Source organism: Rheinheimera sp. 4Y26, from assembly GCF_025245835.1.
GTDB lineage: Bacteria > Pseudomonadota > Gammaproteobacteria > Enterobacterales > Alteromonadaceae > Pararheinheimera.
Map to the genome: position 1 here is coordinate 25,077 of NZ_JAOBWS010000003.1, position 26,994 is coordinate 52,070.

The 26,994-nt window shown below is 44.2% G+C and carries 20 protein-coding genes; 10 read left to right on the top strand and 10 right to left on the bottom strand.

Annotated elements, in window-relative coordinates; all coding sequences use genetic code 11:
• Positions 1-47 precede the first annotated feature (47 nt).
• From N3Z11_RS05455 to N3Z11_RS05480, 6 genes are all read left to right on the top strand, one after another.
• Complete coding sequence (locus N3Z11_RS05455) at positions 48-1,853, top strand: asparagine synthetase B family protein (RefSeq protein ID WP_260656146.1); 1,806 nt, start codon at positions 48-50, stop codon at positions 1,851-1,853.
• Positions 1,853-2,785 (top strand): polysaccharide deacetylase family protein, encoded by a 933-nt coding sequence (locus tag N3Z11_RS05460; RefSeq protein WP_260656147.1) that lies wholly within the window; start codon positions 1,853-1,855, stop codon positions 2,783-2,785. Before N3Z11_RS05455 ends, N3Z11_RS05460 begins: the two co-directional genes overlap by 1 nt.
• Before the next feature lie 8 nt (positions 2,786-2,793).
• Positions 2,794-3,939 (top strand): hypothetical protein, encoded by a 1,146-nt coding sequence (locus tag N3Z11_RS05465; RefSeq protein WP_260656148.1) that lies wholly within the window; start codon positions 2,794-2,796, stop codon positions 3,937-3,939.
• A gap of 1 nt (position 3,940) precedes the next feature.
• The gene (locus N3Z11_RS05470; RefSeq protein ID WP_260656149.1) at positions 3,941-5,014 is read left to right on the top strand and encodes a GNAT family N-acetyltransferase; all 1,074 of its coding nucleotides are present in this window, start codon (positions 3,941-3,943) and stop codon (positions 5,012-5,014) included.
• A 397-nt stretch (positions 5,015-5,411) separates the two neighbouring features.
• On the top strand, positions 5,412-5,822 hold the full coding sequence (locus N3Z11_RS05475) for a hypothetical protein (protein WP_260656150.1): 411 nt from the start codon (positions 5,412-5,414) through the stop codon (positions 5,820-5,822).
• The gene (locus N3Z11_RS05480) at positions 5,819-6,691 is read left to right on the top strand and encodes a hydrolase 1, exosortase A system-associated (RefSeq protein ID WP_260656151.1); all 873 of its coding nucleotides are present in this window, start codon (positions 5,819-5,821) and stop codon (positions 6,689-6,691) included. Before N3Z11_RS05475 ends, N3Z11_RS05480 begins: the two co-directional genes overlap by 4 nt.
• 83 nt (positions 6,692-6,774) lie before the next feature.
• Here N3Z11_RS05480 and N3Z11_RS05485 read toward each other — a convergent pair whose 3' ends face one another.
• From N3Z11_RS05485 to N3Z11_RS05510, 6 genes are all read right to left on the bottom strand, one after another.
• A complete protein-coding gene (locus N3Z11_RS05485; protein ID WP_260656152.1) occupies positions 6,775-8,760 on the bottom strand; it encodes an LTA synthase family protein in 1,986 nt (661 codons plus the stop codon).
• Positions 8,761-9,039: 279 nt separating this feature from the next.
• Positions 9,040-10,113, bottom strand: a complete 1,074-nt coding sequence (locus N3Z11_RS05490; protein ID WP_260656153.1) for an acyltransferase family protein — start codon at positions 10,111-10,113, stop codon at positions 9,040-9,042.
• Positions 10,114-10,271: 158 nt separating this feature from the next.
• The gene (locus tag N3Z11_RS05495) at positions 10,272-10,469 is read right to left on the bottom strand and encodes a hypothetical protein (RefSeq protein ID WP_260656154.1); all 198 of its coding nucleotides are present in this window, start codon (positions 10,467-10,469) and stop codon (positions 10,272-10,274) included.
• 74 nt (positions 10,470-10,543) lie between these two features.
• On the bottom strand, positions 10,544-12,994 hold the full coding sequence (locus N3Z11_RS05500; protein ID WP_260656155.1) for a hypothetical protein: 2,451 nt from the start codon (positions 12,992-12,994) through the stop codon (positions 10,544-10,546).
• Between the two features lie 176 nt (positions 12,995-13,170).
• Entirely contained in the window at positions 13,171-14,376 is a 1,206-nt protein-coding gene (locus N3Z11_RS05505; protein WP_260656398.1) for a pyridoxal-dependent decarboxylase, exosortase A system-associated, read from the bottom strand.
• A 29-nt stretch (positions 14,377-14,405) separates the two neighbouring features.
• On the bottom strand, positions 14,406-16,007 hold the full coding sequence (locus N3Z11_RS05510) for an acyl-CoA ligase (AMP-forming), exosortase A system-associated (RefSeq protein WP_260656156.1): 1,602 nt from the start codon (positions 16,005-16,007) through the stop codon (positions 14,406-14,408).
• A 162-nt stretch (positions 16,008-16,169) separates the two neighbouring features.
• On the opposite strand from N3Z11_RS05510, the gene N3Z11_RS05515 reads away from it, so the two are divergent.
• Complete coding sequence (locus N3Z11_RS05515) at positions 16,170-16,406, top strand: phosphopantetheine-binding protein (RefSeq protein ID WP_260656157.1); 237 nt, start codon at positions 16,170-16,172, stop codon at positions 16,404-16,406.
• Between the two features lie 78 nt (positions 16,407-16,484).
• Complete coding sequence (gene prsT / locus N3Z11_RS05520) at positions 16,485-19,244, top strand: XrtA/PEP-CTERM system TPR-repeat protein PrsT (RefSeq protein WP_260656158.1); 2,760 nt, start codon at positions 16,485-16,487, stop codon at positions 19,242-19,244.
• Between the two features lie 829 nt (positions 19,245-20,073).
• Here the strand turns inward: prsT and N3Z11_RS05525 are convergent.
• The 4 genes from N3Z11_RS05525 to N3Z11_RS05540 form a co-directional block, all read right to left on the bottom strand.
• A complete protein-coding gene (locus N3Z11_RS05525; protein WP_260656159.1) occupies positions 20,074-20,967 on the bottom strand; it encodes a PEP-CTERM sorting domain-containing protein in 894 nt (297 codons plus the stop codon).
• A gap of 356 nt (positions 20,968-21,323) precedes the next feature.
• Positions 21,324-22,223 carry a ThiF family adenylyltransferase gene (locus N3Z11_RS05530; RefSeq protein WP_260656160.1) on the bottom strand — a complete coding sequence of 300 codons (900 nt, stop codon included), beginning with the start codon at positions 22,221-22,223 and terminating at the stop codon, positions 21,324-21,326.
• 31 nt (positions 22,224-22,254) lie between these two features.
• Positions 22,255-23,115: a PEP-CTERM/exosortase system-associated acyltransferase gene (locus tag N3Z11_RS05535; protein WP_260656161.1), complete on the bottom strand. Its 861-nt coding sequence runs from the start codon at positions 23,113-23,115 to the stop codon at positions 22,255-22,257.
• Between the two features lie 84 nt (positions 23,116-23,199).
• Positions 23,200-24,066, bottom strand: a complete 867-nt coding sequence (locus N3Z11_RS05540) for a patatin-like phospholipase family protein (protein ID WP_409566855.1) — start codon at positions 24,064-24,066, stop codon at positions 23,200-23,202.
• A gap of 222 nt (positions 24,067-24,288) precedes the next feature.
• On the opposite strand from N3Z11_RS05540, the gene N3Z11_RS05545 reads away from it, so the two are divergent.
• Complete coding sequence (locus N3Z11_RS05545) at positions 24,289-24,957, top strand: serine protease (RefSeq protein WP_260656163.1); 669 nt, start codon at positions 24,289-24,291, stop codon at positions 24,955-24,957.
• The gene (gene prsK, locus N3Z11_RS05550) at positions 24,950-26,986 is read left to right on the top strand and encodes an XrtA/PEP-CTERM system histidine kinase PrsK (protein WP_260656164.1); all 2,037 of its coding nucleotides are present in this window, start codon (positions 24,950-24,952) and stop codon (positions 26,984-26,986) included. Before N3Z11_RS05545 ends, prsK begins: the two co-directional genes overlap by 8 nt.
• Positions 26,987-26,994: the final 8 nt, after the last annotated feature.

Sequence of the window (26,994 nt, forward strand, 5' to 3'; positions counted from 1 at the left end):
AGGTAACTTAGCGGCAATAAAAACTTTGAAGGGAAGACTAAGTTTGTATGTGGATCCAAAGCCTTAACCCGACTGAAAACTTCAGCAGTCCTGCCCTCGCCGGCCAAGTTGTTGAATTCACGCTGACAACCGAATCCTGGCACCAGACATTCAGCTTTTACCATAAAAACCCGTTACAGCAATATGAAACTGCTGACGCTATTTTATTGGTATTGGGACGGGTACGGCCTTATGGTGAAGATTACCCACAAAGCAGCAATTTAGAGTGGCTGCTGCAATTATTGCTGGCAAAACCGGCTGACTATTACAGCCAACTGGCGGGCTTCTTTAGCCTGGTGCTGCTGAATAAACGCGATGGCTCTCTGTTATTGCTGAACGACCACGTTGCTTCACTGCCACTTTATTACCATATTCCTGCCGCGACAGATGTGCAGCAACAGCAGACACAACACCTATGGGTCAGCGACCATTTAAAACACCCTGCGGCCACCAAAGCGCCGCTAAATCCGCAGGCCATTTTTAACTACTTCTTTTTTCACTGTATTCCATCGGCCACTACTATTTTTAAACAAACGCTGAAACTGGAACCTGCCACTGAACTGCACCTTGCTGCCAATGGTAAACAGCAACAACAAGAACTGTATACACCGGATTATCCGGTAACTGCACTGACTGAAGCGCAATTGCAGCAACAATGCCGTGATGCCATCAGCAAAGCAGTACAACGTAATGTGGCACCAAACAACGCCGCGTTTTTAAGTGGTGGCCTCGACAGCTCAACGGTCAGTGGTTATTTATGTAAAAACCAGCCAGGCGCCCGTACTTTTTCCATTGGGTTTGACGCCAAAGGCTACGATGAAACCGAGTATGCCTTAATTACCGCCAAACACTTTGGCAGTAACCACCATGTGCACTATCTGCAACCTAATGAAATAGTTGAAAACTTTGTCGAAGTTGCCGGTTATTTTGACGAACCTTTTGGTAACTCATCGGCCATGGCGGCTTTTATCTGCGCCAAAATCGCCAAACAGCATGGTGTAAAAGTGATGTTGGCTGGTGATGGTGGTGATGAAATATTTGCCGGTAACGAACGTTACGCAAAACAAAAAGTGTTTGAAGTGTATCAAGAGGTACCTGGTTTTATCCGCTCACCGCTCGAGTTGTTATTAAAAACGCCGCTGGCCAAATTACCGGTGGTAAATAAAGCCAAAAGTTATGTCGACCAGGCCAATGTGCCACTACCCGACCGGCTCGACAGCTACAACTTTTTAAACCGTTTTGCCTTAGAAGATATGTTCTGCGCTGAGTTTTTAGCAAAGGTTGACGCTAATGCACCGGCACAGGCCAAACGTGACCGTTATGGCTCCTGCAAGTCTGCCGATCCGGTTGAACGAATGATGTACCTCGACTGGAAATTTACCTTAGCCGACAATGACTTTGTCAAAGTTAGCTCTATGTGCCACAAAGCCGGCGTTGAAGTGCGTTATCCGCTGTTTGAAAAAGAAGTGGTGGATTTTAGCTGTGAAGTGCCAACTGCACTGAAGCTGCCAGGTAAAAAACTGCGTGATTTTTATAAAAACAGTTTCCGTGGTTTTTTGCCGGATGAAACCCTGGCTAAAAGCAAACACGGTTTTGGTTTGCCTTTTGGCGTTTGGATGAAAGAACAGCCAGCGCTACAGGCACTTACCGTACAAAGCCTGAACCAGCTCAAAGGGCGCCACATTGTCAAAGCTGAGTTTATTGATGAAGCCTTGAAAATTTACCAGAGTGGGCATTCAGGTTATTACGGCGAGCTGATTTGGATCATGGTGATCCTCGAGTTGTGGCTGGAACAGCTGGGAGCCACACACTGATGCTGCACGCCTTTTTAAAAGTGGCAGGTCAGCTGCTTGGTCGCGGCAAGCTTTCTATTCTGATTTACCATCAGGTAGTACCAACACGGGACCCAATCCGCCCCAGTGAACCAACGGCTGCAGAATTTGACTGGCAAATGCAGCTATTGGCGCGTTATTTTACGCCGCTGTCGCTTGACGAAGCCGTGCAGCGTTTGGCTTCAGGTACACTGCCTGCCAACGCGGTTTGTGTCACTTTTGATGATGGTTACCTGAATAACCTGACAGTGGCACAACCTATTCTGGCCAGATATAACATTCCAGCCACTGTGTATGTGGCGACAGCGTTTCGAAATGGCGACAATATGTGGAATGACCGCATTCAGGATTTATGCGCCGACCCAAACCGCTTTGTGCTTAAAACCAGCGAAGCTGAAATTCAGCTTGGCGACTGGCCAAGCCGGATAACCGCGGCGCAACAGTTATTAAAAAAACTGAAATATTTGCCAGTGGCCGAACGGCTGCAGGCTGTGGATGAGCTGTACAGGCTTAATCAGGCGGATGAATACGCGCCACGTATGATGAACGACAGTCAGCTGCAACAGCTGTCCGCTTTGGGGGTCACTATTGGCGCTCATACCCATAACCACCCTATTTTAAAAAGTCTGGATGCCAAAGCCCAACAGGCAGAAATTGAGCAAAGCAAAACTTTGCTTGAACAAATTCTGCACAAGCCAATTGAGCATTTTGCCTACCCCAATGGCGTGGAAGGCCGTGATTTTGATGATGTGGCAGTGCAATGGGTGGCAGCAGCTGGTTTTAAGTCAGCCGTGATGACCAACTGGGGTTATTCCACAGCCGCAACATCTCCGCTGCGTTTAAAGCGGTTTACGCCCTGGGATCAACATCCGCTGAAATTTCATCTTCGTTTGATAAAACAACTAATGTCATAGGAAAGAACATGCAAGCAAAGAAAAATGCTGCGGTATTAATCATTGGGCTTTGTAGTCATGGCCTTGCGATGGCTCGGGCACTTCATAAGGAAAATGTAGTTGTTTATGCAGTTGAAAAAAATATGTCTCTGCCAGGAGTACAAACAAACTGCGTTGAAAAAGTTTTTCAGGTTGATAGTTTCGAAGATACCTATCTTAAAAATGCGCTGATCACTATACGTAACACGTTAAGTCAGTGGAAGGATATAGTATTGATGCCAACCAATGATAATCATGTGAAGTTTGTAGGTAGTCATATTCAGGAAATCTGTCAGCATTATTTAGTCAGCTGGGCCAATTGCCACGAAAACATTCTAAAACTGCAAAAGAAAGAGGAGCTTGAAGCTGCTTCTGCTAACAGCGGCTTAAATTACCCGCGCTCTTATCTTATTTCATCGGCAGCTGAAAATCTTTCTGCCCTTGATGAATTCAGATACCCATTAATTATTAAACCTGCAAAGCCACTTTCATCATTCAAAACAGAAATGATAAAAAACCCATCTGCTCTAAAAGAGGCGTTGCTCAGGTTCCAAAAGGATCTGCCTATCCTCGCTCAGGAGTTTATTGCAGGCTCGGACTCAAGTATCTATTTTGCCGAGATGCTCTTGCAAAATGGCGAAGTGATTCAGATAAACACCGGCAGAAAACTACGTTCATATCCACCGGAAAGAGGCCAGGCAACGATTGCTGAACTTTATGATGACGCCAAAGTTGCACAGTTAGCCACGCAGTTTGTTGAGCCTTTTGCATTAAACGGCCCTATAGCTCTTGAACTTAAAAAAGATCAACATGGTGAATACTGGGTTATTGAACCTACAGTGGGCCGCACTGAGTTCTTAGTGCAAATTATTATTGCAGCCGGAGTAAATCAGCCTTATCAGGAGTTTATGCTTGCAATTGGGGAACAGGTACCCAGGTATACAACCATCACCCCTACCATTTGGTTTGATAACGAACGTGAACCACTTTCGTTTTTGGAATTGTGCTGGAAACAAAAAACGCTGACTCCTTATCAGAAAAAGCCAACATTCACTTATTTTGACAAAAGGGATTTAAAACCATTCGTTTACGCACTGGCAGCACTCGCTAAACGAGTATTGTTGCAGAGAGCCTGACATGCTGGTAAATGTGGCAGATTGTGATGTTCATATTGTCCCGCTGAATAGACTGAATTCCAGCCAAATTTTTTGGCTGGAATCACATAAAAAACATGAGGTGTTTGGCGCACTCAGCTGGTTTCAGAATATTACCCGCTTTGAAGTCGAAACAAAAAACCTTCAAAACGACAATTTTTTGATGTTATTTGTAAAGCAAGGCAATGCAGCAATCCTGGCTGTGCCGCTGTTTTCAAAAAACGGACGTATTTCTCTGATCTCAAATTTTTATACACCAGCACAGTTTATCTTCTTCGACAGTAGTGTACTGAATGAAGAAACAGCATGGTCGCTTTTCATCCATTTACTACATGACAACAGGCTACAATGGAATAGACTTTATTTGCCTGAGATGAGCAGCTCACAACTAGAAACTATTCAGTCTGCATCTGATAAATTTTCCGGCGCATTGTACTTTATCGAACACACCAAAAACTATTCTGTCGAATTTGACAACTTCCAGGCCTATTGGCAGCAACGCCCTTCGATAATCAAGAACACAATAAGCCGGAAATATAAGCAGCTGAAAAAACGTGCTTATACCGTGGTGATTAAAAGCAATATTGATGCAAAGGACAGAGAAGACTACTGGGCTGTTTATGCAAACAGCTGGAAATGTTCGGAACCAAACTGCAATTTTATCAACTGGTTGATGACAGAACACTATAAAAATGCTGATGTTTATATTGGTTTTGTTTATATCGACGATATACCGACGGCAGCTCAGCTTTGGATTTTTAATGCAGGTGTTGCAAGCATTTTTAAGCTTGCACAAGACAAGAAATTTGACCCTTTATCACCCGGCAGCATCCTTACCTACGAAATGATTCAACATGCAGCTAACAATCAAATACGCAAAATAGACTTTTTGTTAGGCAGCGATCCTTTTAAAGAACTTTGGATGAACGAAAAATCTCCGATTTATAACGTCGAAATGTTCAATATAAACACCTTAAGCGGCAAATTATTGTCCCTGCTCCAGAAATTAAAAACCTTCATGAAACTGATACTTCGGAAAGCGTTTCGTCATGATTAGCACACAATTTAAACAAATTGATGGCCACAGCTGCTTTACCCACTACTACCAAACAGCTAATCGTTGTGATGTTGTGCTTTTTGTTAGTGCTTTTGCCGAAGAGTCGAATAAAACCAGGCATCTCCTGAATAAAACAAAAATAATGCTTTACCAACAGGGGATTAGCTGTTTCCATATTGATGTGTTTGGCACAGGTGACAGCGAAGGTGATCTATCAGAAGCAACTGCCCAGCAGTGGCGAGCGAATTACAAATCAGCATTCGATTTTTTAGCAGAGGAAGGATTTCGAACAGTTTCATTAATTGCAATTCGCTATGGCGCCCTACAACTAATTGATTTATTGGCAACAGAAGCCCTACCACTACCGGTAAATAAAATACTGTTATGGCAACCTTATTTGCAAAGCAGCACTTTTTTACAGCAGTTTTTCCGCTTAAAAATTGCCGAACAAATGGCAACAGGCAATAAAACAACACAAAAAGAGCTGGAATATCAATTGAGTACAGGTGAGGTAGTGGAAATTGCCGGTTACCCTATTACACAAAATTTTGTCAGCAGTATTTATGCACTCAAAGATGTAACTGCCCTACCCGCACTTTATCAACAAACGCCGTTGTTGTGGCTGGAAACCTCCATGTTGCCCAATATCAGTCCGGTTTGTGAAAAAGGTATGGGCTTGTTGTCGCAATATTTTGCCGCAGAGTTTGCGCAGCTGCAGGGGCCGGCCTGGTGGAATGCCACAGAGCTGGTGCAAAGCCCGGAGCTGATTGCCCGTAGTGTCGAATTTTTAACAGGCAAAACAGCATGACAGAACAAGCCATTCAATTTCAGAGCCTTTCGCAAACAACACAGCAGCAACAAACTTTGGTGGGCATTTTAAGCCCTGCCGCTGGCAGCACCGGGTTACTCATTGTGGTTGGTGGCCCACAATACCGAATTGGCAGCCACCGGCAGTTTGTCAAAATATGCCGCGCAGCTGCAGCGCAAAACATTCCGGCTTTTCGGTTTGACGTCAGCGGCATGGGTGACAGCTCAGGCGAGCCAACGCCTTTTTATCAGCAAAGCGCTGATATTCATGCTGCTATCAATCAATTTTTTAGCCTGCAACCCCAGTTAACTTCTGTGGTGCTCTGGGGCTTATGTGATGGCGCCAGCGCAATTTTACTGGCTCTGAGGCAACAACCAGATCCAAGAGTGACCGGACTGGTGTTATTAAACCCCTGGGTGCGCCAGCAACAAAGTTATGCCAAAACCATGGTGAAACACTATTACCTGAAGCGTTTAACCAACAAAGAGTTCTGGCAAAAATTATTCTCCGGCAACTTTAAAGTGCTGCAAAGCGTGAAGTCGTTATGGCAAAACCTGCAACAGGCCAACAGCAAAGCGGTCAGTGTCAGCAATACTCCTGAAGCAAGTAACGAGCAAAATTACGTGCTGCATATGCAGCAAAGCTGGTCGAAGCTGCAGGCAAAGGTGTGTGTGATCACCAGCGGTGAAGACTTAACAGCACAGGAGTTTCTGGATTTATGCCAGCAACAGCCAGAGTGGCAACAGTTACTGCAACAGGCAGAGCACCATCATTTGCCCGGTGCTAACCACACTTTTTCAACAGAAGTCTGGCGGCAACAGGTGCAGCAGATAAGTTGTACTTTTGTGTTAAACCAGACAAAAGTTTAAATAGCAGATAAAAAAACAGCATCTGATTGATGCTGTTTTTCACCGGGTGACTTCAAAAGTTTCTTAACAGCCGCGGCTTTGCTTCACCTTTTGACAATATCCAGGCTGTTTTGTTGTTGCCGTTGCACCAGCTCAGATGCCCAGCGCTGCAGCAATAGTGTTGCTCTGTGGGCATCGTCACCTTCCAGTGTGTCATAAGAACTACAGCGCTGCTGCTCGACAAAACACACCATTCTGGATTCAAACTTTAAGGTGGTTAAAGTACCTTGTTGTCCAGCCAAACCAATTTGATTGGGTCTTGCCAAGCCCCCCACATACATAAATGGAGGCGCTGCCACTTGTTGCTGTGGGGTGCCATTAACCAGACCTAAAACAATACTGCGAAAATCACTTAAGCTGACCGGCCCTGGTGGCAGGCTATTCGCTTTGTTAGACACCAGAAATGTTGCATTCTGATGGTAATTAATCACATGTCCATGTCCTAAAAACCCTTCGTCATACAATTCTTCACCATGATCTGAAGTGACAAACAACAGGGTGTTTTGCCACACCCCCAACTGTTTCAGTTTTGCCACCAAGGCGCCTAACTGTTGGTCTGAATGCGCAACAACGTTCCAATAAGTCTCAGCAACCAAATCTTTGTTTTTAATTGAAATATCATCGCGTTTTATCGGCTTTTTAATCAGGTTAAGCGCCACATCAGGGTGATGATACGGAAAATGCGGTGACTGAAAATTAAAATATAAAAACACCGGTTGTTGCCACTGCCGCGCCTCACTGAAGTGACTGTCAAATGCTTTTAACAGATGTTGTTCGTCAACCAGCAAAGAACCTTTGGCGGCAAAACTGAAAGCACGTTTGTCTTTTAAGGTTTCGGCATCAACATAAATATCGGCATTCTGTTTCATCCGCACCGTGGCAGAAATATCACCAAAACTTTCCGGCTGACCGGAAAAAACGCCAATTTTGTAGCCATTTTTCTTGAAATCATCAAATAAAGACGGAGATAGCATGTCGGGTAATAACTCTCCGCTAAACAATGATTTTAACGAATAAGTAGTAAAACCAACATGACTAAAGTTCGGAGACGCCAGACTCCCCCCCTGTACCAGGGCTTCCAGATGAGGCGCCACAGGTTTGCCATGGAGCCGCTTGCCAATCACATCACTGCGGGTACTTTCAATAACAACCACAACCACATGGGGAGGTGCAGCTGAAAATTTGTTGTTTACCGCAAGCGGAGTTAACTTTTCCAACTGCAACTTAGCGTTAAAACCACCAATACTGATACTGTTATCGGCGTGAAGCGCAATGGAATAAGGATAACTATCACCATCAAAGGGCGCTTTATCATACAGGTGATGAAACAGGCCATATCCGTCCGCATCAAAATCTGTTGCCGCATTCAGCAATACCGAGCCAGTCTGATAAGCCAGTGTTTTACTCAAACCATGCTGGGTGTCGCCAGCCACTCTGGGTACCATAAAAGCACAAACAATAAAGGAGGCACTGATTGCAACAACAGGCAATAACAACCCCCGCTCCTGTCTTTTGGCACCACTATGCAAGCGTTGTTTTAGCCAACGCCAGCACAGCAGATTGATCAGCAGCATGATGACAATAACAAACAAACCGACGGCAACTTCATTAAAAACAAACAGCAGCGCATCAACAACACTACCGCCACCAAGATTTTTCACCAAAGTAAAACTTAGCGCATCACTAAAATAACTATGCAGCTGAAACTTAACCGTCAGCAGCAGAATTGTGGTTTGTAGCATCAACAAACTGAAAATAACAGCGGTGGTCCAACGGGGCAGCCGTCTGGTGATAAAACGGGCAAAACTCCACAGCAAGATGGCGAACAAACCTTGCGCCAGCAAATAGCCCAGTACAAACCAAAGTTGCTCCCCCAGGTTGTCAACAACAATAGAACTACCAAAACCGCCGGTGAAAACACCAAACTTGCGATTGATTAAAAATATCTCTAAAGCAGAAACAAACAACAGGGTAGTAATAATGATTACATCGTCAATATGTGAAAAGAACCAGGACTTTATTCTATTCATAATCAGGCAACATCCTTAACCGACAAGCCGGATGATGACAGCTTTGCTAAAGGATTAGCAGCTTAAGATTATTACTACAGGATATAACCAGAACAACAGGCTAAAAAGCTGTTTCTATTTAAAATACAACCTATCCGCTTGGATATAACAAATGACACCGGCCATAAAGATGCCGGCAGATAAAACTATCGCTCATAAATATAAACCAGTAGTGTTGAAATGACAGTTCGCCAGGGCTAATAAATGAAAAACCCGACATAGTTACAACCGGTTAATATCTTATTTTCTCTTTATTATTCTCAGAAAGTAATATTCAAAATAATACAGAAATACCGACAAGACGAAGGTAATGCTTAAAAAGATAACAGTGTAAAAATAAATCATAAACCAGCGCCCGTCAGCCAATGCCCACTCAAACATTGGGGTTCGGCAAAACCCATTCACCAAGAAAATTTGCAATGATATTTGACCGATAAAAAGTACTGATTTTTCAATAAAACTGCCTTGAGTCAGGCAATTTTTAAGATAAACAAATAATGCTAAAAACAGCAGTCCGGCAGTGATATGGGTAAACACAAAAAAAGCTTCAAAAAAGTTACCTAACACAAACAGTATCAAACAACAAAGCAACAGGCCTTTGCTTAGTTCAAACTGTGGATTACAGGCAAGGTAGATGCCAAAACAGATCACGGGTAGATGCGGCAACACTGTGTAATAGATACCAAAAGGCACCAGATCTGCCGAATACCCCGCCAGAATTCCGACCGCCGAAATAGCCAGCAGCGCAAGGTTGCCATAACGTTGATGCAGACTGCTCAGTAAAGGAAACAACAGATAAAACTGAAAGATAAAGGGGATAAACCACCAGGGACCAACGGGTTCCAGTTCATACCCCGGAATAAAAGACGATAACAACAACAGTTTTAGTGCGATGGCCGGTAGCTCCAGCCTGGCTACACTGAAGTCATCTTGCAGCAATAACCATAAAACTCTTAAACATAACCAGGCGAGAATAGCCAGCAAAAATGCCGGGTATATTTTTTTCATTCTGGAAACAACAAAACGGCCGTAATATTGCTTTGCGTTGTAATGACTTAACGTTAAACCATAAGCACTGATAATAATAAAAACCTGAACACCAAAATGCCCCAGATAAGAAAACAGCCCCTGAACAATCATCTCCGGGGTTTTATAAAAAATCTCTATAAACTGATCAAAAAAGACCCGTTGATAAGTAAATTCATTTTGGCTTGGGGTTGGAAACGAATGCAAAAAATTGTGTAATGCTATCATCAGAATGGCAAAACACTTAAATATCTGCACATCCTTTAATGTCAGCTCACCTGGTTTCATTCTGTATTATCCTTCAAGCAGTTAAACAGCATCTTTAAATATGCCCATGTTTCACAACGCAAGACGACAAAGCTGTACAACAGTGAACTACCAGTGAGCGAACACAACCAACAAAAAAGACCTTTGTCACATAAGCACAAAAATAGAACAAGAAAACATCAACTGGTATGAGTAGCCTGCTTTTGATCATCCAGCCGGCCAAACCAGCTTAGCGCAAATATAAAAGCGGCAACTGCCAGATAATAATTTATGGCCAATTGTTGTATTGGCACATAGTTATTTCTGTCCGGACTTAATAAAAACTGCAAAGCACTAAAGCTTTGATTGTATTTGTAAATATAAGGTACCAACGCCACATCACAAGTTATTCCAGGAATTACTTATTGATTGCAAATCGTCAGTGTCACTCGCTTTACTCTGCATATTTCTATTATTGAGTTTTTAATCTTGTTAGATTTAACGAAGCACCCAAAAATAACAACGTTTGAAACACCCATGCCATTCTGGCGCCATCAACAACACTATCAAAAAAACCTATCACCATCAGGCCAGCTATGGAAGCCGCTATTGCTGGCGCTAAAGGGTGCTGTTGGCTGCGTCCGAATAAAGTGCGGGCTAACACATAACCTGTGAGTAGTAGCGTTACAGCAAGACCAATAACTCCTTGCTCAAAAAACACGTGCATCAGCAAGTTTTTCAAATGGTATGGCATATGGTTACGATCACTGGTAAAAAACCAAAACGCCATGTCTTGGCTAAACTGGCCATTTTTAATCATTGAACGTCCGTGCTCATCGACCAACTGCACATCATCGAGCAAAATTTTGGTATCTGGTTTACCGACATACAACATAAACATTAAATGCCGCACCTGCCCCCAATCTGATGTATGCAGGTCACCCCTGTTTAACTTAATCTGATAGTTTTTCCAGTCGGTATCAACATCAATTTTGGTAGAACCGCTGATACAACTGCCATGATACAGTAACTGTTTTTCACATAACTCAGCGCTAAGAGATGTATCTTTTGTCGATTTTGCTCTGAATGTGAGTGTCGGCCGTCCTGCAGGCGTAAAGACTTGTTGTGTGATACGGAGTACTTCGCCGTAACCATGCATATGGTTTCCTGTATGCATGAACAGCACATTATCGCCTTTGTCCTGAACTAATTGAAAACTACTAATCCGCTCTTTCTCAGGGCCATGCCAATAAGTCGCGTTGACAAAACGGCCTGTGCCACTGCCCGTCCACAATCCGCCCATCTTCTGTTGGATGTCACTGGCTTGCTGCCAATGGTCAAATCGACCAAATAGATCTCGATCAACTGAAGAAAAACGTTGGTCAATATAACTACTACTCATAAACATCGCAAAAACCAGGGTTGTAATAAGTAATAACGCAGAGCCGGCTCCAACCTCCACTACATTGAGCTGAACTTTAAATAAATGAACCTTCTTACACAGCAGATAAAATAGGGTAAACACTGCATAAAGTACAATTGACATAGCCAGTGACTGGCCGTATTCATGCGATTTATTCCAATAAAAACTGATACTTGGAATAAAGTTCAGTGTAATAACGATAAGGAGTAAAACCACACTAAAATGTTTTGGCTTTTCGCGAAAATACGCCCAAAACAGCAACATAAATGCAAAGCTCGAGGATAAGAAAAAAGCGATATATGGCAATTTATCGATAGCTGCGAAACTTAATAACGGCCATAACAAAGCCAACCCAAGCACCATCGAACTAAACCAGCTTCGGTACGTGATACCGCTTAAAAATGGCCATGACCAATAAATCAGGATTATGACTGCGACATAAGCAAGTGAGGCACGGTAGCCGCCTTCCGGGAATACGTAAAACGTGCCTACAGCTGCTAACACTGTAAAAGCGACTAACACGCGTACTTTTATTGAACGCCAGGCCATAACCTGAGTTTGATGTTGCATCGCGGCCAGCATCACACAAACTGCAAGCGGAACCGCCGCATAGACAGCACGTGAAAATGTAGTAATAACGGCATACAGAATAAGTGTATAAAAAAGTATCAATAGCCCTCTCGCCCAATGTGCTTTTGTGATTGGCCACAAAGCTAAGGCAAACGGGATAGTCACCGCGAGGTATCCATCCAGTGCAGCACCACCAAGGTGCATCTCCCAAAACCACGCTGTAGTACGATAGTCTGTTGACATATTACTTAGCCCGGTAAAGATATAGCGCTCATAAATACAACCAAAAACTGCAAACGCCAGCCCGATACTCATTCCGTAAACAAGGGCCAGATACAGTTTGTGTTTGTCTGAACGCGCAAGTGCATACCATGCAACAACAAAAACTAAGGCTAGTAACAGTGACTTGCCGGTTCTCAATGCGTTTTCAGCGGTTTGATAATTTGTAAAGAAGCGCCAGCTGAAATCACCAGCTTGAGTCAATCCATACCAAAAGCTGTAACCGCCAATCATGAAAAATGCCAACAACAACAAAACACCTTTGCTGTTAAATCGATAATCTGCTCTATCAGGGCATGGAAAAACGTGAAGTGGCTGCAAAAATTGTCTCAGACAAACAGCTGCGGCAAAAACAAGCACTAAAATGTCAAATTCTTCGACAACTAACCAACCGGTCCATGGGGCGAAGCTAAACCATGGAAAAACGGCCAAAACAGTAGCTAAAGCATAAAAAGGTTTAACGTAGCAAAACATTGCAGTTGCGGCATAAATCGCAACAAGCCAAAGCCCAACGAGCGGATGCAGTGACAACAATGCGATAGATACAACGCTACATCCTGCAATTACAGACAACCAGAGAAACCAGGGGGTAGCCTGGCGTTCTGTTTTTATATCTTGACCTTCGTTCGATGTTGAGCGCTGAAAAGACATCCGTCATCTTCCGTGTCGTTGGTGAATAACACTTTTGCCAATCGCTTCGTTGTTAAAAATGTAACATCGTTACGACTGATAATAACACCTGTTAGTTTTCAAGAGCCTGGCACTATCTGTGATGGCAGCATGCTACCTATATGCTCTCTGCCATTCACTAAACGTAAATTAGCTATTTAAAGCAGTATTTCCGCCACTGCCGGGTGTCCAAGAAAATCCTGAGGACTGGCCGTTGCGCCATAAGCGCCAGACTGATACACCACCACCCAGTCGCCTACTTCGGCTTTGGGCAGCTCCATTCTGTCAGCCAGAATATCCAGCGGTGTACAAAGCGGGCCAACCACTGTGACCTGCTCGGTGTCCTGTTGCCCCATCCGGTTGGCGATGGCCACCGGATAGTTTTTGCGGATAACCTGACCAAAATTGCCGGAGTTGGATAAATGATGATGCAGACCACCGTTACACACCAGATAAGTGGTGCCACGCGACTGTTTTTTATCCAGCACTTTACAGGCATATAATCCTGCTTCAGCCACCAGAAAACGGCCAAGCTCAATCACCAGTTCAATACCGTCCAGTTGCTGCTTATATTGTTCAGTGAGCGCTGTTAATGAAGCACCAACAGCGGCAATATCCAGCCTTTTCTCACCGGCAAAATATGGAATACCTAAACCACCGCCAAGGTTAATCACTTCTGGTTTATAAGGACAAGCCGCAGTGAGTTTGGCAGCCAGCGCAAAAGTGAGCTGATGGGCTTCAATTAGTGATTCAGCTTTTAAGTTTTGGGAACCACAAAAAATATGAAAACCACGCAGTTTCACCGCATAAGCGGAAAAATCTGCCAGTAAATCAAAAACCTGCTCTTCATCAATACCAAAAGGTTTGGCGCCACCGGCCATCTTCATACCGGACGATTTCAGCTCAAAAGATGGGTTGACTCTAAGCGCCACCTGCGGTGTTTTGCCTGCAGCAAGGCCAAGCGCATGAATACGATTGAGTTCGCCCACAGACTCCACATGCAAAGTCACGCCAAGTTCGATGGCAGATCGCAGCTCAGCGTCGCCTTTACCCGGGCCCGCAAAGCTGATGTCTTTGGCCGGCATACCGGTTTGAATGGCCAGCAGCATTTCTTTTTGCGAAGCCACATCAAAACCATCAACCAAGGCACGCAAATGGTTCACCACAGGCCAATAAGGATTGGCTTTCACCGCATAATGTAAATGAATACGTGACGGCATAAACTGGCGAAACTTATGCACCTGAGCGGTAATCACGTCGCGGTCATAGGCGTAAAACACCTCTTTACCAAGCGCCTGACTGATTTGTGTCATGCTCATGCCGCCAAGCAGCAGCTGCTGCCCTTGTACAGCAAATTGGTTCATCACTTCATGTTGGGGCACGGCTGGCGCATTCACAGATTTTGTCCTTCAGAAAAATAATGCTGGTATTCACCAGAGAGTAATTTGCGGTCAATTTTGCCATTGGCATTTTTCGGCAAGCTGTCTTTTTGCAGTAACACTTTGGGCACCATAAACGAGGGCAGCGCTTTTTTCAGTTGTAACAACCAGGCATTGGTATCGACCTGCTGCTGATGTTGCATCGCCACCAACACCACAATGGCCTGATCCAGCTCCGGGTGCGGAATGCCCAGCGCGGCCACATCAACAATGGCCGGGTCCAGCGCATAAACGGCTTCTTCCACTTCAGTGGGGCTGACCCTGTTACCCAGGGTTTTGATCATTTCATCGCGTCGGCCGACAAAATACAAAAAGCCTTCTTCATCGTATTTCACCGTATCGCCCGACCACACCGCCATTGGCGCCAGCAGCGCCCCTTTTGGCATAACCGGGTCAAATTTAAAACGTTCCGCAGTTTTTTCCGGTGAGTTCCAATAACCTAAACTCACCAAAGGCCCACGGTGCACCAGCTCACCCGGCTCATTCGGGCCACATAAAGAACCGTCTTCCCGTACCACCACAATTTCGGCATTCGGAATAGCTTTGCCCATCGAACCTCTTTTACGGGGTAAATCAGCCGGTGGTAAATAAGTGGAACGGAATGCTTCGGTTAAACCGTACATCAGATATGGCGCCGCATTTTTAAAAATACCCTGCAACTGGGTTAGCAATGCATCAGGCATAGCACCACCGGAGTTGGTGATATAACGCACTGAATCTGCAGAACCTTCTGGCCATTTGGCTTTGGCAAGCTGCGCCCAGAGCGGCGGCACAGCGGCAAGGCCCGTCACCTGATGTTGTTCTATCGCCCGCACCACATCCTGCACCAGGAAAAAGTCCAGCAGCACCACAGTGGCACCGGTTAAAAACGCAGTGGTGATCTGGCTTAAACCATAATCAAAACTCAGTGGCAATAATGCCAGAATCACATCTTCTGGTTTGTTTTCAAGATAGCTGGACACACTTAGCGCCCCCACTATCATATTGCGGTGCGTTAACACCACCCCTTTGGGTTTACCAGTGCTGCCTGAGGTATACAAAATGGCGGCCATGTCGGCATCTGTGGGCGCCACACGCTCGTTCAGTTCAGCTTGTGCTGCATCATTTTGATGAAAAGCTGCAATATGCAAATGGCCCTGCTGCTGCACAAAATCCGCCGCTACATCCACCAGTAATACAGTGTGCAGGTCTTCACATAAGGCTAAAGAGTCTGCCAACACCTCAAAACGGTCTTTGCTGGTGACTAAAATCCGTACGTTACAGTCTTGTAAAATGTGTTGCACCTGCAATGGCTTCAAAGCTGGATTTACCGGCACAAAAACGCCACCACAGCGTGAAGTGGCAAAAAAGCTGCTGACGGTTTCAAATTGTTTGGGCAAATAAACCGCAAGGCGCTGGTGCCGGCTCAGGCCAGCCTGAATAAAACGGCCTGCTGCTGCTGCAGTTATTTCTGCAAACTCAGAATAAGTGACTGATTCTTTTTTAAATTTTAACGCAGTTCGCGCCGGAAACTGCAAAGCGCCTTGAAGCACTATATCATGGAGGTTACTAATCATATGACCCTGAAGACAATTCACATTTAATCCCTTTGTGTGCAATAATAAATCACTTTAAACAGAAAGCCGACAGTATTTTACCGACAGATTTCATTTGTTCGATGTAAAAGCAGCTTATGTCAGTGATTTGTTGATATTAACGCCGTAATCAAGGATCGACCCATGACACATCAGTTACTTACCGATATTCTCAATTCTGTTTTGCAAATTAATAAAAATTATCAGACTGACACCGGCTTATTGGGTGCTATAGCCGAATTTGATTCTATGGCCGTGATTGGTGTGATCACAGCATTGGAAGAACAGTTAGGTATTCATGTGGATGATGATGAAATTTCCGCTGAAGTTTTTGAAACTTTTGGCTCACTGTTGGCATTTATTGAAACCAAACAAGCCTGAAAGCCAGGCCTTGACACAATTCCCGTAGATTTAAGGATAATCACTCAGCAAAGCTGAGTTAACCCGGAGTGTAGTTTTATGAAAAAAACCAGCCTGCTCGCCACCGCCGTTATGCTGGCTCTGCTTAGTGGATGCAGTAAAAAAGACAGTGCGGAGCATTACGCCGACGCGCAAAAGTTCTTGCAAAACAATAACTACCCTTCCGCCATGATTGAATTAAAATCTGCGGTGCAACAAGACCCGGAAAACAAAGAATACCGGCTGGCGCTTGGCAAAGTGCATCTGAAAACCGGTGATGTGCTGGCTGCAGCCAAAGAGCTGGATCGTGCTTTGTCGTTGGGCGCCAGCAAAGAAGTTGTGGCTGTACCGCTGTTTAAAAGTTATTACGCCGCCAAAGACAACAAACCTATTCTTGAGCTTTTTGCCAACGACAAAGATATCAGTGAATCTCAGCACGACTACCTGAATTTATACCGTGCGCTGGTTGAACTGGAATCTGGCAATAAAGATCAGGCACTCAGCTTGTTTGATGAACTGGCACAACAACAGCGTAATGCCGATGTTGCCGCCATCGCTCAAAGTTATTTGCAAATTGCCGCTGAAAAACTGGATGTTGCCTTAACGCTGATTGCTCAGGTAACAGAATCCAGCCCACTGTACAGCGAAGCACTGCTTGTTAAAGCACGACTGCAACAGTCGCTCGGTCAACACGCACCTGCTGTAGAAAGTTTCCGGTTATATAACACCCTGATGCCGCGTGATTTTATCGCAAGGCTGATGTTAAGCCAAAGCTTGGTTGAGCTGGAAAAGTTTGATGAAGCCGATACTGAGCTGAATCTCATCCTCAAAGGTTACCCAAATCAGCCACTGGCTAACTACTTAAAAGCGGTGAGTCTGTACGAGAAAAAAGAATATAACCAGGCCAAAGACCATGCCGAACGCGCTATTAATGCCGGCATGAAAGACAGCAGCACCAGATTATTGGCTGCGTTAAGTGCGATTAATCTCGACTTACCGGGTCAGGCGCTGGCGCATCTGGATGCCATTAAAAATTTATTGTCGGCCAATCCTGAATTAGAAACGTTGTATGCCAGCTTATTGCTGGAAGCTGGCCGCGCCGACGAAGTCAGCGCTTCTTTAATTAAAAAAGATATTACCAATGCCGATTATAAAATGATTGCGGCAACCTCTTATCAGCTGCTGAAACAAGGTTCCTTAACAGCTGCGCAGCAACTGATTGAAAAATATGATCAAACCAAACCAACCGATAACGCCACCCGCACCATTATGGCCACTGTGAAGTTGGGCGTAGAAAGCTTGCGGGAACAAGGGGTTTCGGAGCTGGAAGATATTCTCAAAGCGGATCCAACACAGGACAAAACCAGAATTATTCTGGCGCAAACCTATATCCGTTTAGGTCAATTTGATAAAGCCCGCGCTCTTGCTGATCAATGGCTGAAAGATGAAAAGTCTGCCCTTTTGGCCTACAACCTCAAAGGTTATGTCGATTTACTGCAGAACAACAATCAGAGCGCAACCGAAATGCTGGCAAAAGCCGAAGCCATCAATGCAAATAACCCATTTACGCTGATGCTGCAGGCAATGGTTGCTATCAAAGAAAAAGATTTGGCCAAGTCCGCTCTGTTGCTGGAAAAAGCTATGCAGGCGGACCCAACCTATGTACCTGTCCTGTCGCAATATTATGCGGTGAGCAAATCGCAAAATGAAGCAGGCAAAGCCGTGGCGCGCGCCGAGCAAATGCTGAAAGCTAATCCGGATAACAACGGTATTCGTTTGACTGCTGCAGCCATTTATCTGGCTGAGCAAAACGCAGCGGCCACTGTAGCGACTCTGACTGATGCTGCCGCCAAGTTTACAGACAAGCCGCCGATGTACTGGGCTTTACTGTTAAATGCGCATGCAGAACTGAAAAACAAACAACAGGTACTGACGGTTGCGCGTGAATGGGTGCAACAGAATCCTGACTCTGTTGATGCGGAACTCTCATACGCCAATGCTCTGGCGCAAAACGGTGAAATGGCCCGTGCCATTGAGATTGTAGATAAACATCTAAAGACAAAACCTGGTAATCCGGTACTACTCAGAAGTAAAGCTTCTTACCAGGCTGATATGAAAGATTATAAAGGCGCTTTAGCGACTATTGCCTTACTGGGTGAAGAAGAAAATAACAAACCCAATGTGTTGTATCTCAAAGGCCGGCTGCTGACTCAAGCAGGTGAAACCAGCAAGGCAATGGTTGCATTTGAGCAAAGTTACCAGCAAGAACCAAACCCAGCGGCATTAGCTGCATTGGCGGAGCTGACCGCCTCACAAAAATCTCTGGCAGCCGCGGCCGCTATGGTTAAACAGCATATGGACACTCATGGAGAGAACCCGACGCTACAGGGGTTATACGCCAACTATATGCTGGCCGAAAAACCGGAGGAGTCGTTAAAAACTTATCAGCAACTGCTCAGCAAAAATGCCAATGACTACGTAGTGTTAAACAACTACGCCTGGCTGTTAGCGGAACAAGGCAATACAGATGAAGCGGCTGTGCACATTGAAAAAGCACTAAAGCTGGCACCACGTCATCCGGATGTGCTGGACACCCAAGGGAAAATTTTATTAAAACAAGGCAAATTAACTGAGGCGCAAGCGGCTTTTGAAACATCACTGGAAATTCGTCCCAACAGTGTCGATGTGAAACTACACCATGCCGAAGCACTGATTAAAAATGGTCAAAAAAACAAAGCACTGGCACAGTTAAGCAGTATTGAAAATGCAGATGAAACGCAGCTCAAACGTAAAGCTGAACTGGAAGCTGAGGCGAAATAATCTAAACGCCTGACTCCGGACTGATACAAAAAGCTGCCTGTGACCGGCAGCTTTTTTATTGATAACTAAATATCCCAATGACCCGATTCACATCGAACACCTGAAAGAACGACGTCTTTGCCTGCGATAAATTGCGCCTAAGTCGCAGCTTAAGCTGGGTGGTTTTAGCTTTCGTCTGGCCTGCCAAGGCGATGCTGATAAGCTATTTTTATTGCCTAATCATTCAGGTCTTAAATTTGGGGTAAAGGTCAGCAATAATATAAAAATGAGCTGCAGACCACATCTGATAACACAACAATATATCTGATACCGCACTGTCTGTGAGCTTTTTGCGCAATATCAGCACAAAAGCAGCTGCAGTATGCTTTACCTCTTCACAACTTAGTTTCTGTTTTACGTAAGATCAGCGCCACGACAGCTGCCATAACCCGATACATTTATTTAATTTTGCGAATTGTAACCTTGTTTGTTTCACAAAGTTCACTTGAAACACTAAAAAGTATATATTTTAGGGAAAGACTCAATCTACGGGATATTGTCTGAAGTTATTTCTTTGCCTTATTATGCACAACAAACAAAGAGAACAGTATTTTTACAAGCTAACTATGCCTGCCAGCCTCAAAACATGCTTTATGCATCAATCTACAAATTGATATTGCATGATTCTATCAAAGGCAAAATATACAAAGAGTGACTATTGGCTTATTAAACTGATTTTGCAGCAATTATATCCACCAATAAATACTCCCCCTTCGCGTGGCGGTTATTTGTGACACTTCAATGACAATAAAAAAACCGGCTGACGCCGGTTTTTTTATTCTTTAGCTTATTAAGCTTGTTTTCTGCGGCTTAAACCTAAGCCCAGTAAACCTAAACCTAAGATAGCGATTGACGTTGGCTCTGGAACATTAAATGCCAGTGAACCATCGTGCAAAGCACGGGCTAAAGTGAAAGTTTTAGTCAGTGCGTCATAGCCTGTCACTGCTGGTAACGCAGCTACGTTTTGGTCAACTAAAAACTGGAAGTTTTGTTGTTGACCAGACAGTGCTAACGTATCGTGGATGTCACGGAATGACTGATTGCTACCACCAAACATTGTGTTAAAAATGTCACCTGCAATAACACCATTGATGCTTTGTGCAGAGTTAAAGTTTGTCAGGTAACCGTTCAGGATAGTAGCGCTTGGAATGTTGCCACCATTGGTTACGTTCATATCAAAGAGACGAGTGAAGCAATTAATGTTATTGCCAATGGCGCACGCCGAGATATTGGTTGTAGCATAAAAAGAAATTGTACCGCTTACCCAATTCACGCCACCAAAACCATCAATTACACCAGTCAGGTTATTAAAACCAAAGCTCAACTCCCAACCACTTTTATAGCCATTGTTGCTTGGGCCAAAAGCGCCAAACTCCTGAGGCAAGAATGAGCTGATAGAGTTGTTACCATATTGAGCGGCAAAGTTGTTAAAACCTGAGCCTAACAAACCACCAGATGAAGTAATGACATCACCGGCGTCGATAGTGAGGTTGTTGTTCGAATCGAACACTTTTGACCAAGAGTTATAGTTAAACTGGAGTTCTTCTAACCAACCTGTAGTGGTTGTTCCATCAACATAGTTTGCATTCCCACCATAATCTGCGCCGATATCGATGTAGATTGGCTGAGCTACCACTGGAGCTGCTAATAATGCACCTACGAGGGCTAAAGCTTTAAATTTCATATTTTACTCTCCTGTAAATCCGGGGCGTCGTATCTGTGTCTGTCTTGCCAAATAAAGCAACATGCATGCCATATCGTATGTCATTGTTTTTGTTGAGGTTAATTAAAATACAAAACATAGGTGAAAAAAATCCTGACAGTATTTTTCTCAATATGAACCTGCGTTTCATTTAACTTTTTCTAAAACCTATCGCCAAAACACCTGCCCTTTCCGGCAACTACAATCAAATCTGCGTCACAGCAAAAGGAACCTGTACTATGGGTTCTAAATTTGCGGGAAAGGTCTGCGTGGTTAGAAAACAAAAAAGCCAAACTTAGGTTTGGCTTTTTTGTTTTTTGCTCACAGGTGGAACTGTTTCAGTTCATTTGCAGAATTTTTTTAAGCCGCCAGAACATGTATTTCTGTAACGGATTATTGTTTCCAAATGGGCGCCAGGTTTTGATCAGCTTGTTGCGGTAAGCATCAAAATGCAGACCTCTTGGTGCACAAATCACTTCGCCTCTTTTCAGGATAATTTTCAGCACATTAGTGCAAAGCACACCTGCGGCTAAAGAGATCCCCATGCAGGTTGACGGAACTTTCTTTTTAAAGAAGTTAACTGAACTACGCTCAACCAGATAATGACGTTGTTGCACTGAAGGTGAAACTCCAATCACAAAACGCATGATGTTGTCGCTGAAAATCTGTTGTTTTTGCGCTTCGCTTGCATCTGCAGGGGTATCCTGCATGCAAAAATATTCTTCGAAGGTCATTTCACCAGGCATAAATACCAGCATCGCCGTTCCCATCCCCATCGGTGCGGCCGTAATACATGGAATGCCTTTTTCGTAACAACGCTGAAAAACCTTTCTTCTTATTTCCAGCGCAAAAATATCGAGGCTATCAATGTAAACCGAAACACCGTCTAAAAACTCTTCGATATTAGCTTCGCTGATCCCACTGTTGAAGTTGCGGATCTGTGCTTCAGGGTTGATGTTGCGCAGCGTTTGTTCCATCACTTCAGCTTTAGGTAAACCTAAGGTCAGCATAGATGCACCAGCCTGGCGGTTAAAATTTGGCACGTCATAGGTGTCTAAATCAGAAATATTAAAACGGGATATGCCTAGTCGCGCGCACACGATAGCATGATCACCTCCAACGCCACCGAGGCCACCAATGGCAACTTTGGTATTACGTAAAATTTGTTGTTCTTCCGCCGTGACCCAGCCGATATTTCTGGAGAAGGCTTCGTTGTAATCAAATTTATATTCTGCCACCAGACCACTCCATTTTGGTTATCCACCACAGTTACACTATCGCCAGTACAGCACCAAAATAACCATCTTCAGACCCAGCTTTTTCCGTTTCGGTATGGAATAGATCGTACTCTACTGCTTCTAGCAACTTCAGATAACCAGAACTCATTGATTTTTTTAATGTTCTTGAGTCTATGTAATATGGAGCTCTTTGACCATGAAATTCTATGGTATCGCCGATTTTTACAAAATTAATACCTACAAAACTTAAGCTACGGGCCAGTCTAGGCTCCATCATCACAAAGGTGTGATATCGTTTTGTTTTGTAGGACATCGCTGCTGCAGCCATATAAAGGCAAATAGCAATATAAGGGAAACATCTGAGCTCAGTTGCTGAAAATACAGTCTCATCAATTGCACCTGTTGCAACACCGGCAAATTTATCAATCTGACGTTTACGGAATGCGGCCGGAACTGCCAGACGGGACATTTCACAAATTTCGTTTCTGGCAAAGTTCTTCGGATGAAGTTTGGGGTCTGTCACTGCGTGCAGACAAAACTTTTCCATCGGCAATAACTGGTCAGCACTTGCCGATGTAATCAGTCTGACTGTACCAGCCAGCTGATCAGAACTCAGATGGCGGATGAAACAGTGGATAGCTCTGGGATCAAATTCATCGAACTCTTCATATCCCTGGCGCACGTCTTCAAAATGAAGTTCTTCACAATAGACCTGATGTCTGAGCTTATAAACTTCTCGCCTTAGATCATCAGACTTTGCAATCTGTGGTTTTAAATACATCGAAAAATGCTCGGAAATGGAGTTTGCTTCATTACTGGCCAGCGAAGAAATTGCCTTTTTAACAATACCACCGATGATTGGCTTATCCACTAAGCTCTTCAGCTGTTTCATAAAATTCCCCGTTTATAGAAAGCTCAGTTACAACTGTAAATTAACCGAACCTGTTTATACTACAAAACATTCAGACATTATGATTTATCGTACTGCAGTTTCAAAAATATAACTCTTCAACTTGATTGGGATCACTGAAAACGCCGTGATATAGCCAATTTCGTACAGCCGCTCTTTTTCTTCACTGGTCATGTCAAACTTCACTGATGAAATATTGCCGGTATTGATAACAATCGTATTATGCCAATACTGAGCATGCACATACTCACGCGACATTGCATTCATAAAAGTTTGAATCAACATCAGTACATAGGACACCAGCGGCAAAAATCTGCGTTTGGGTACTGGCCTGTGTTCACTCTCACTTTTTAACCGAAAGCAAATGACAGGAACACCATGGTTAGACCAATCCTGATGCAATGCATCTTCAGCCAGAATAACCCCATCTGCCATCACATGATTTTCAAACGTCTTGAAAGAAAACAGCAAGGGAATAGACATGGAGTACCGCACCGCAACCGAAACTTTTAAATCCGGTGTGTTTTTCCTGTTAAACACTACAGGACCGCCACCGTTAATATCTGTTGCCAGAACGTGTAAATCCAGTTTCATGTCGCTGAAAGTTTGACCTTCCAACTGATTATCTATCCATTGTTCAAAAATGTCACCACTGGAAAGTCCACCTGTACGCAAAAGGTTTAACAATGAGAAACCTCGAAACTGTTTAAAATCTGTTTCAAGCGCTAACATTTTCATTTCTTTCATTGTCTTACCAGAAGCAAGCAGTGCTGCAACTATGCTGCCACCAGAAACTCCGACCACATGTTTAAAGTCTAAATTAAGCTCAGCTAAAGCACTTAGAATACCAATGTAGCAGGGTAAACGGGTTCCCCCGCCAGAAAAAATAGGAACAATCTCTTTTGTTGTGAGGTCTGTGGACAACGACACCATGAAGTCCTCTGTTGCAAACGCCGTCTGACAATCTGCATTAGTATGATCGAATTTACTAAAGTTGCGAATTTCATTTCCAGCCTTGAACACTGCAGTTACACTGTTACAACCTCTGTTTGGCTGAACTGGAAAGGACAAAACATGATACGGATCATTCTGTTATTTTTTCTGTTTCTTACTTCGGAAATAACTGCGGCAGAACTAAGCAATCTGATACCTAAAGTGAAACCAGCTGTTGTAGCAATCGCCCTTTATAACCCAACCTCAGCCCCCAGGCTTAAGCTTATCGGCAGTGGTTTTGCGGTTGCGCCAGGTAACAGAATAGCGACGAACTTTCATGTGGTTGAAAAATTGCCTGACATCAGCAAAAACGAAAGCTACGTCGTGTTATCGGGGCATGGCAGTCAACCACAGATGCATCAGATTAAGCATATACGTTCGAACCGGGAGCACGATCTGGCTTTACTTGAAATTGCTGCCACTTTGCCTTATCTGAACCTGGCTGACGAAGACGTTATTGCTGAAGGCACTGAAGTAGCGTTTACCGGCTACCCGATAACAGCTGTTCTTGGACTCTACCCGGCCACCCACAGGGCAATTATCAGCGCCGTCACGCCTATTGCCATACCAGCAGATCACTCGACTGCACTTAACCCCAGAACATTACGCCAGTTGCAACAACCCTTTCCGGTCTACCAGCTCGATGGCACTGCTTATCCGGGCAATAGCGGCAGTGCTCTGTACCGGCAATCCGATGGTAAAGTAGTCGCCGTGATTAATATGGTGTTGGTGAAAGCAAGCCGCGAAGCTGCACTCAGCGATCCCAGTGGCATTACATTTGCCATCCCGGTTAAACATTTAAAACAGCTGATGGCGCAGAATGATGACTGACGTTTTTGTCCCAGTAACGCTTGAATTTGGCCGTTATGGCTTTTGGTTCGCGGGTTTAGGTTACTTGTTATTCTGGGCATTATTACTCACCGTAAAAACCAATAATGCGCAAAAAATACTACTGAGCATCTATACCCTGGTGTGTATCGGCTGGGCTTATATCAACAGCCACACAGAAATACTGCCATTTAGTAACCACGCCTCCTTTATCCTGGAAAATCTGCAGAAATATAGTTTGGCGCTATTTTTATTTGCCGCTTTAAGCCGCTCTGAGCAAAAACTCAGCCAACTGCTATGGCAACCGAAACTGCGTCTTGTGCTGGCGACTTTTGTTATCTGGCTTGTCGCAGGTCTTTTTGTAAGCACGCAAATGCAGTTATTAGCGGCACTTATTCTGACTGTTGTTCTGTTGGCTATGGTTGAAGCAATATATCGCCAGGCCGGTATTCAGAAATGGCAGTTTAAGCCGCTGGTGATCGCTGTGGCCGGCAGTGTGTTATTTGATTTTTACCTGCTGGCTGAAGCGGCCTTACTGGGCGAAGTAAACCGTCAAACCTGGCAAGCGCGTGGGTACGTGCATGTGATGATGCTGCCCTTTCTGGTGGTTGCAGTTAAACGTATCAAGTCGTGGGGTATTAATGTTTATGTGTCTCGCGATATTGTACTGCAAAGTTCAATGGTATTAGGCGCCGGCATTTACCTGTGCATATTGGCCGTGGTTGGTTATTATCTGAGTTATTTTGGTGGTGACTGGACCACACTGCTGCAGGTGGTTTTTGTTGTCAGCGGCTGTGTGGTATTGTCAGTTTTATTATTTTCAAACAGCATCAGACGTAAGTCCAAAGTCTTCATTGAAAAGCATTTTTTTGCCAATACTTTTGACTATCGACTGAAATGGGTAGAATTAAGTCGTCAGTTAAAACAGATTGAAATTGTTGATCAGAATGCGCCACAGGTATGTCTGCAAGCATGGTGTCAGGCCATTGGGTACAGTCATGGCGCTTTAATTAAATTTACCCAGGATGACGCTCCAATACTGTTAGCCCATACACTTGCGTATCAACCAGACTCACAGCTATTGCTATTAATACAGCGCTATCAGCGCGAATTTAGCCATAAATACTGGCTGCTGGATTTTAGCGACACACAAGATGAACATGTAAATAAGCTGCTGTCAGAAACCGGATTAACTCAGAACAATTCTTTGTTACTGGTTCCTATTCAACAAAAAAGCCGGCTCTGGGGCTGCTGTCTGTTAAAACCTGAAGTGAATGAAAAACTGAAACTGAACTGGGAACTGCGCGATTATATGAGCGCGGTTTCAGAGCAAATCAGCAGTTATTTATTTATGAGTGAAGCCAGTAAAGAACTGTCTGAAAATGCTCAATTTGTTGCGTTTAGCCGCATGTCAGCTTTTGTAGTTCATGATTTAAAAAACATTAAAGCTCAGATAGATATGTTGTTGAAAAATGCTGAGCGGCATCGCCATAATCCTGAATTTATTGACGACGCTTTTACCACCATAGAAGCAATGCAACAACGTCTGCACAATATGTTGTCGCAACTGACCAACAAACAAGCCGGCACTGAGCGCTTAGCCCGGGTGAAAGTAGGTGCCATGCTAGGCACCCTGCTCGCACAACGTTGCCAGGCCCACACACCGGTACCAACATTACAGATCATACGTGATTGCGAACTGCTGATTGACTCGGAGCGCTTTTCAAACGTGATCTTCCATTTGGTTGATAATGCACAACAGGCAACGCCGGACCTGGGATCTGTTACCCTGACGCTTGATTGTCATGATCAGTTTATGCAACTGGAAATCTCGGATACCGGCTGTGGCATGAGTGAGGAGTTTATCCGGGAGCGGCTTTTTAAACCCTTTGATACCACAAAAGGAAACGCCGGTATGGGCATAGGTGCCTACGATGCGCAAAGTTTTATTGTACAAAATGGCGGGCGCTTAATGGTACAAAGTAAGCTTACGATTGGCTCTACCTTTACCATCCGGCTTCCATTAAACTAAGCGAAATT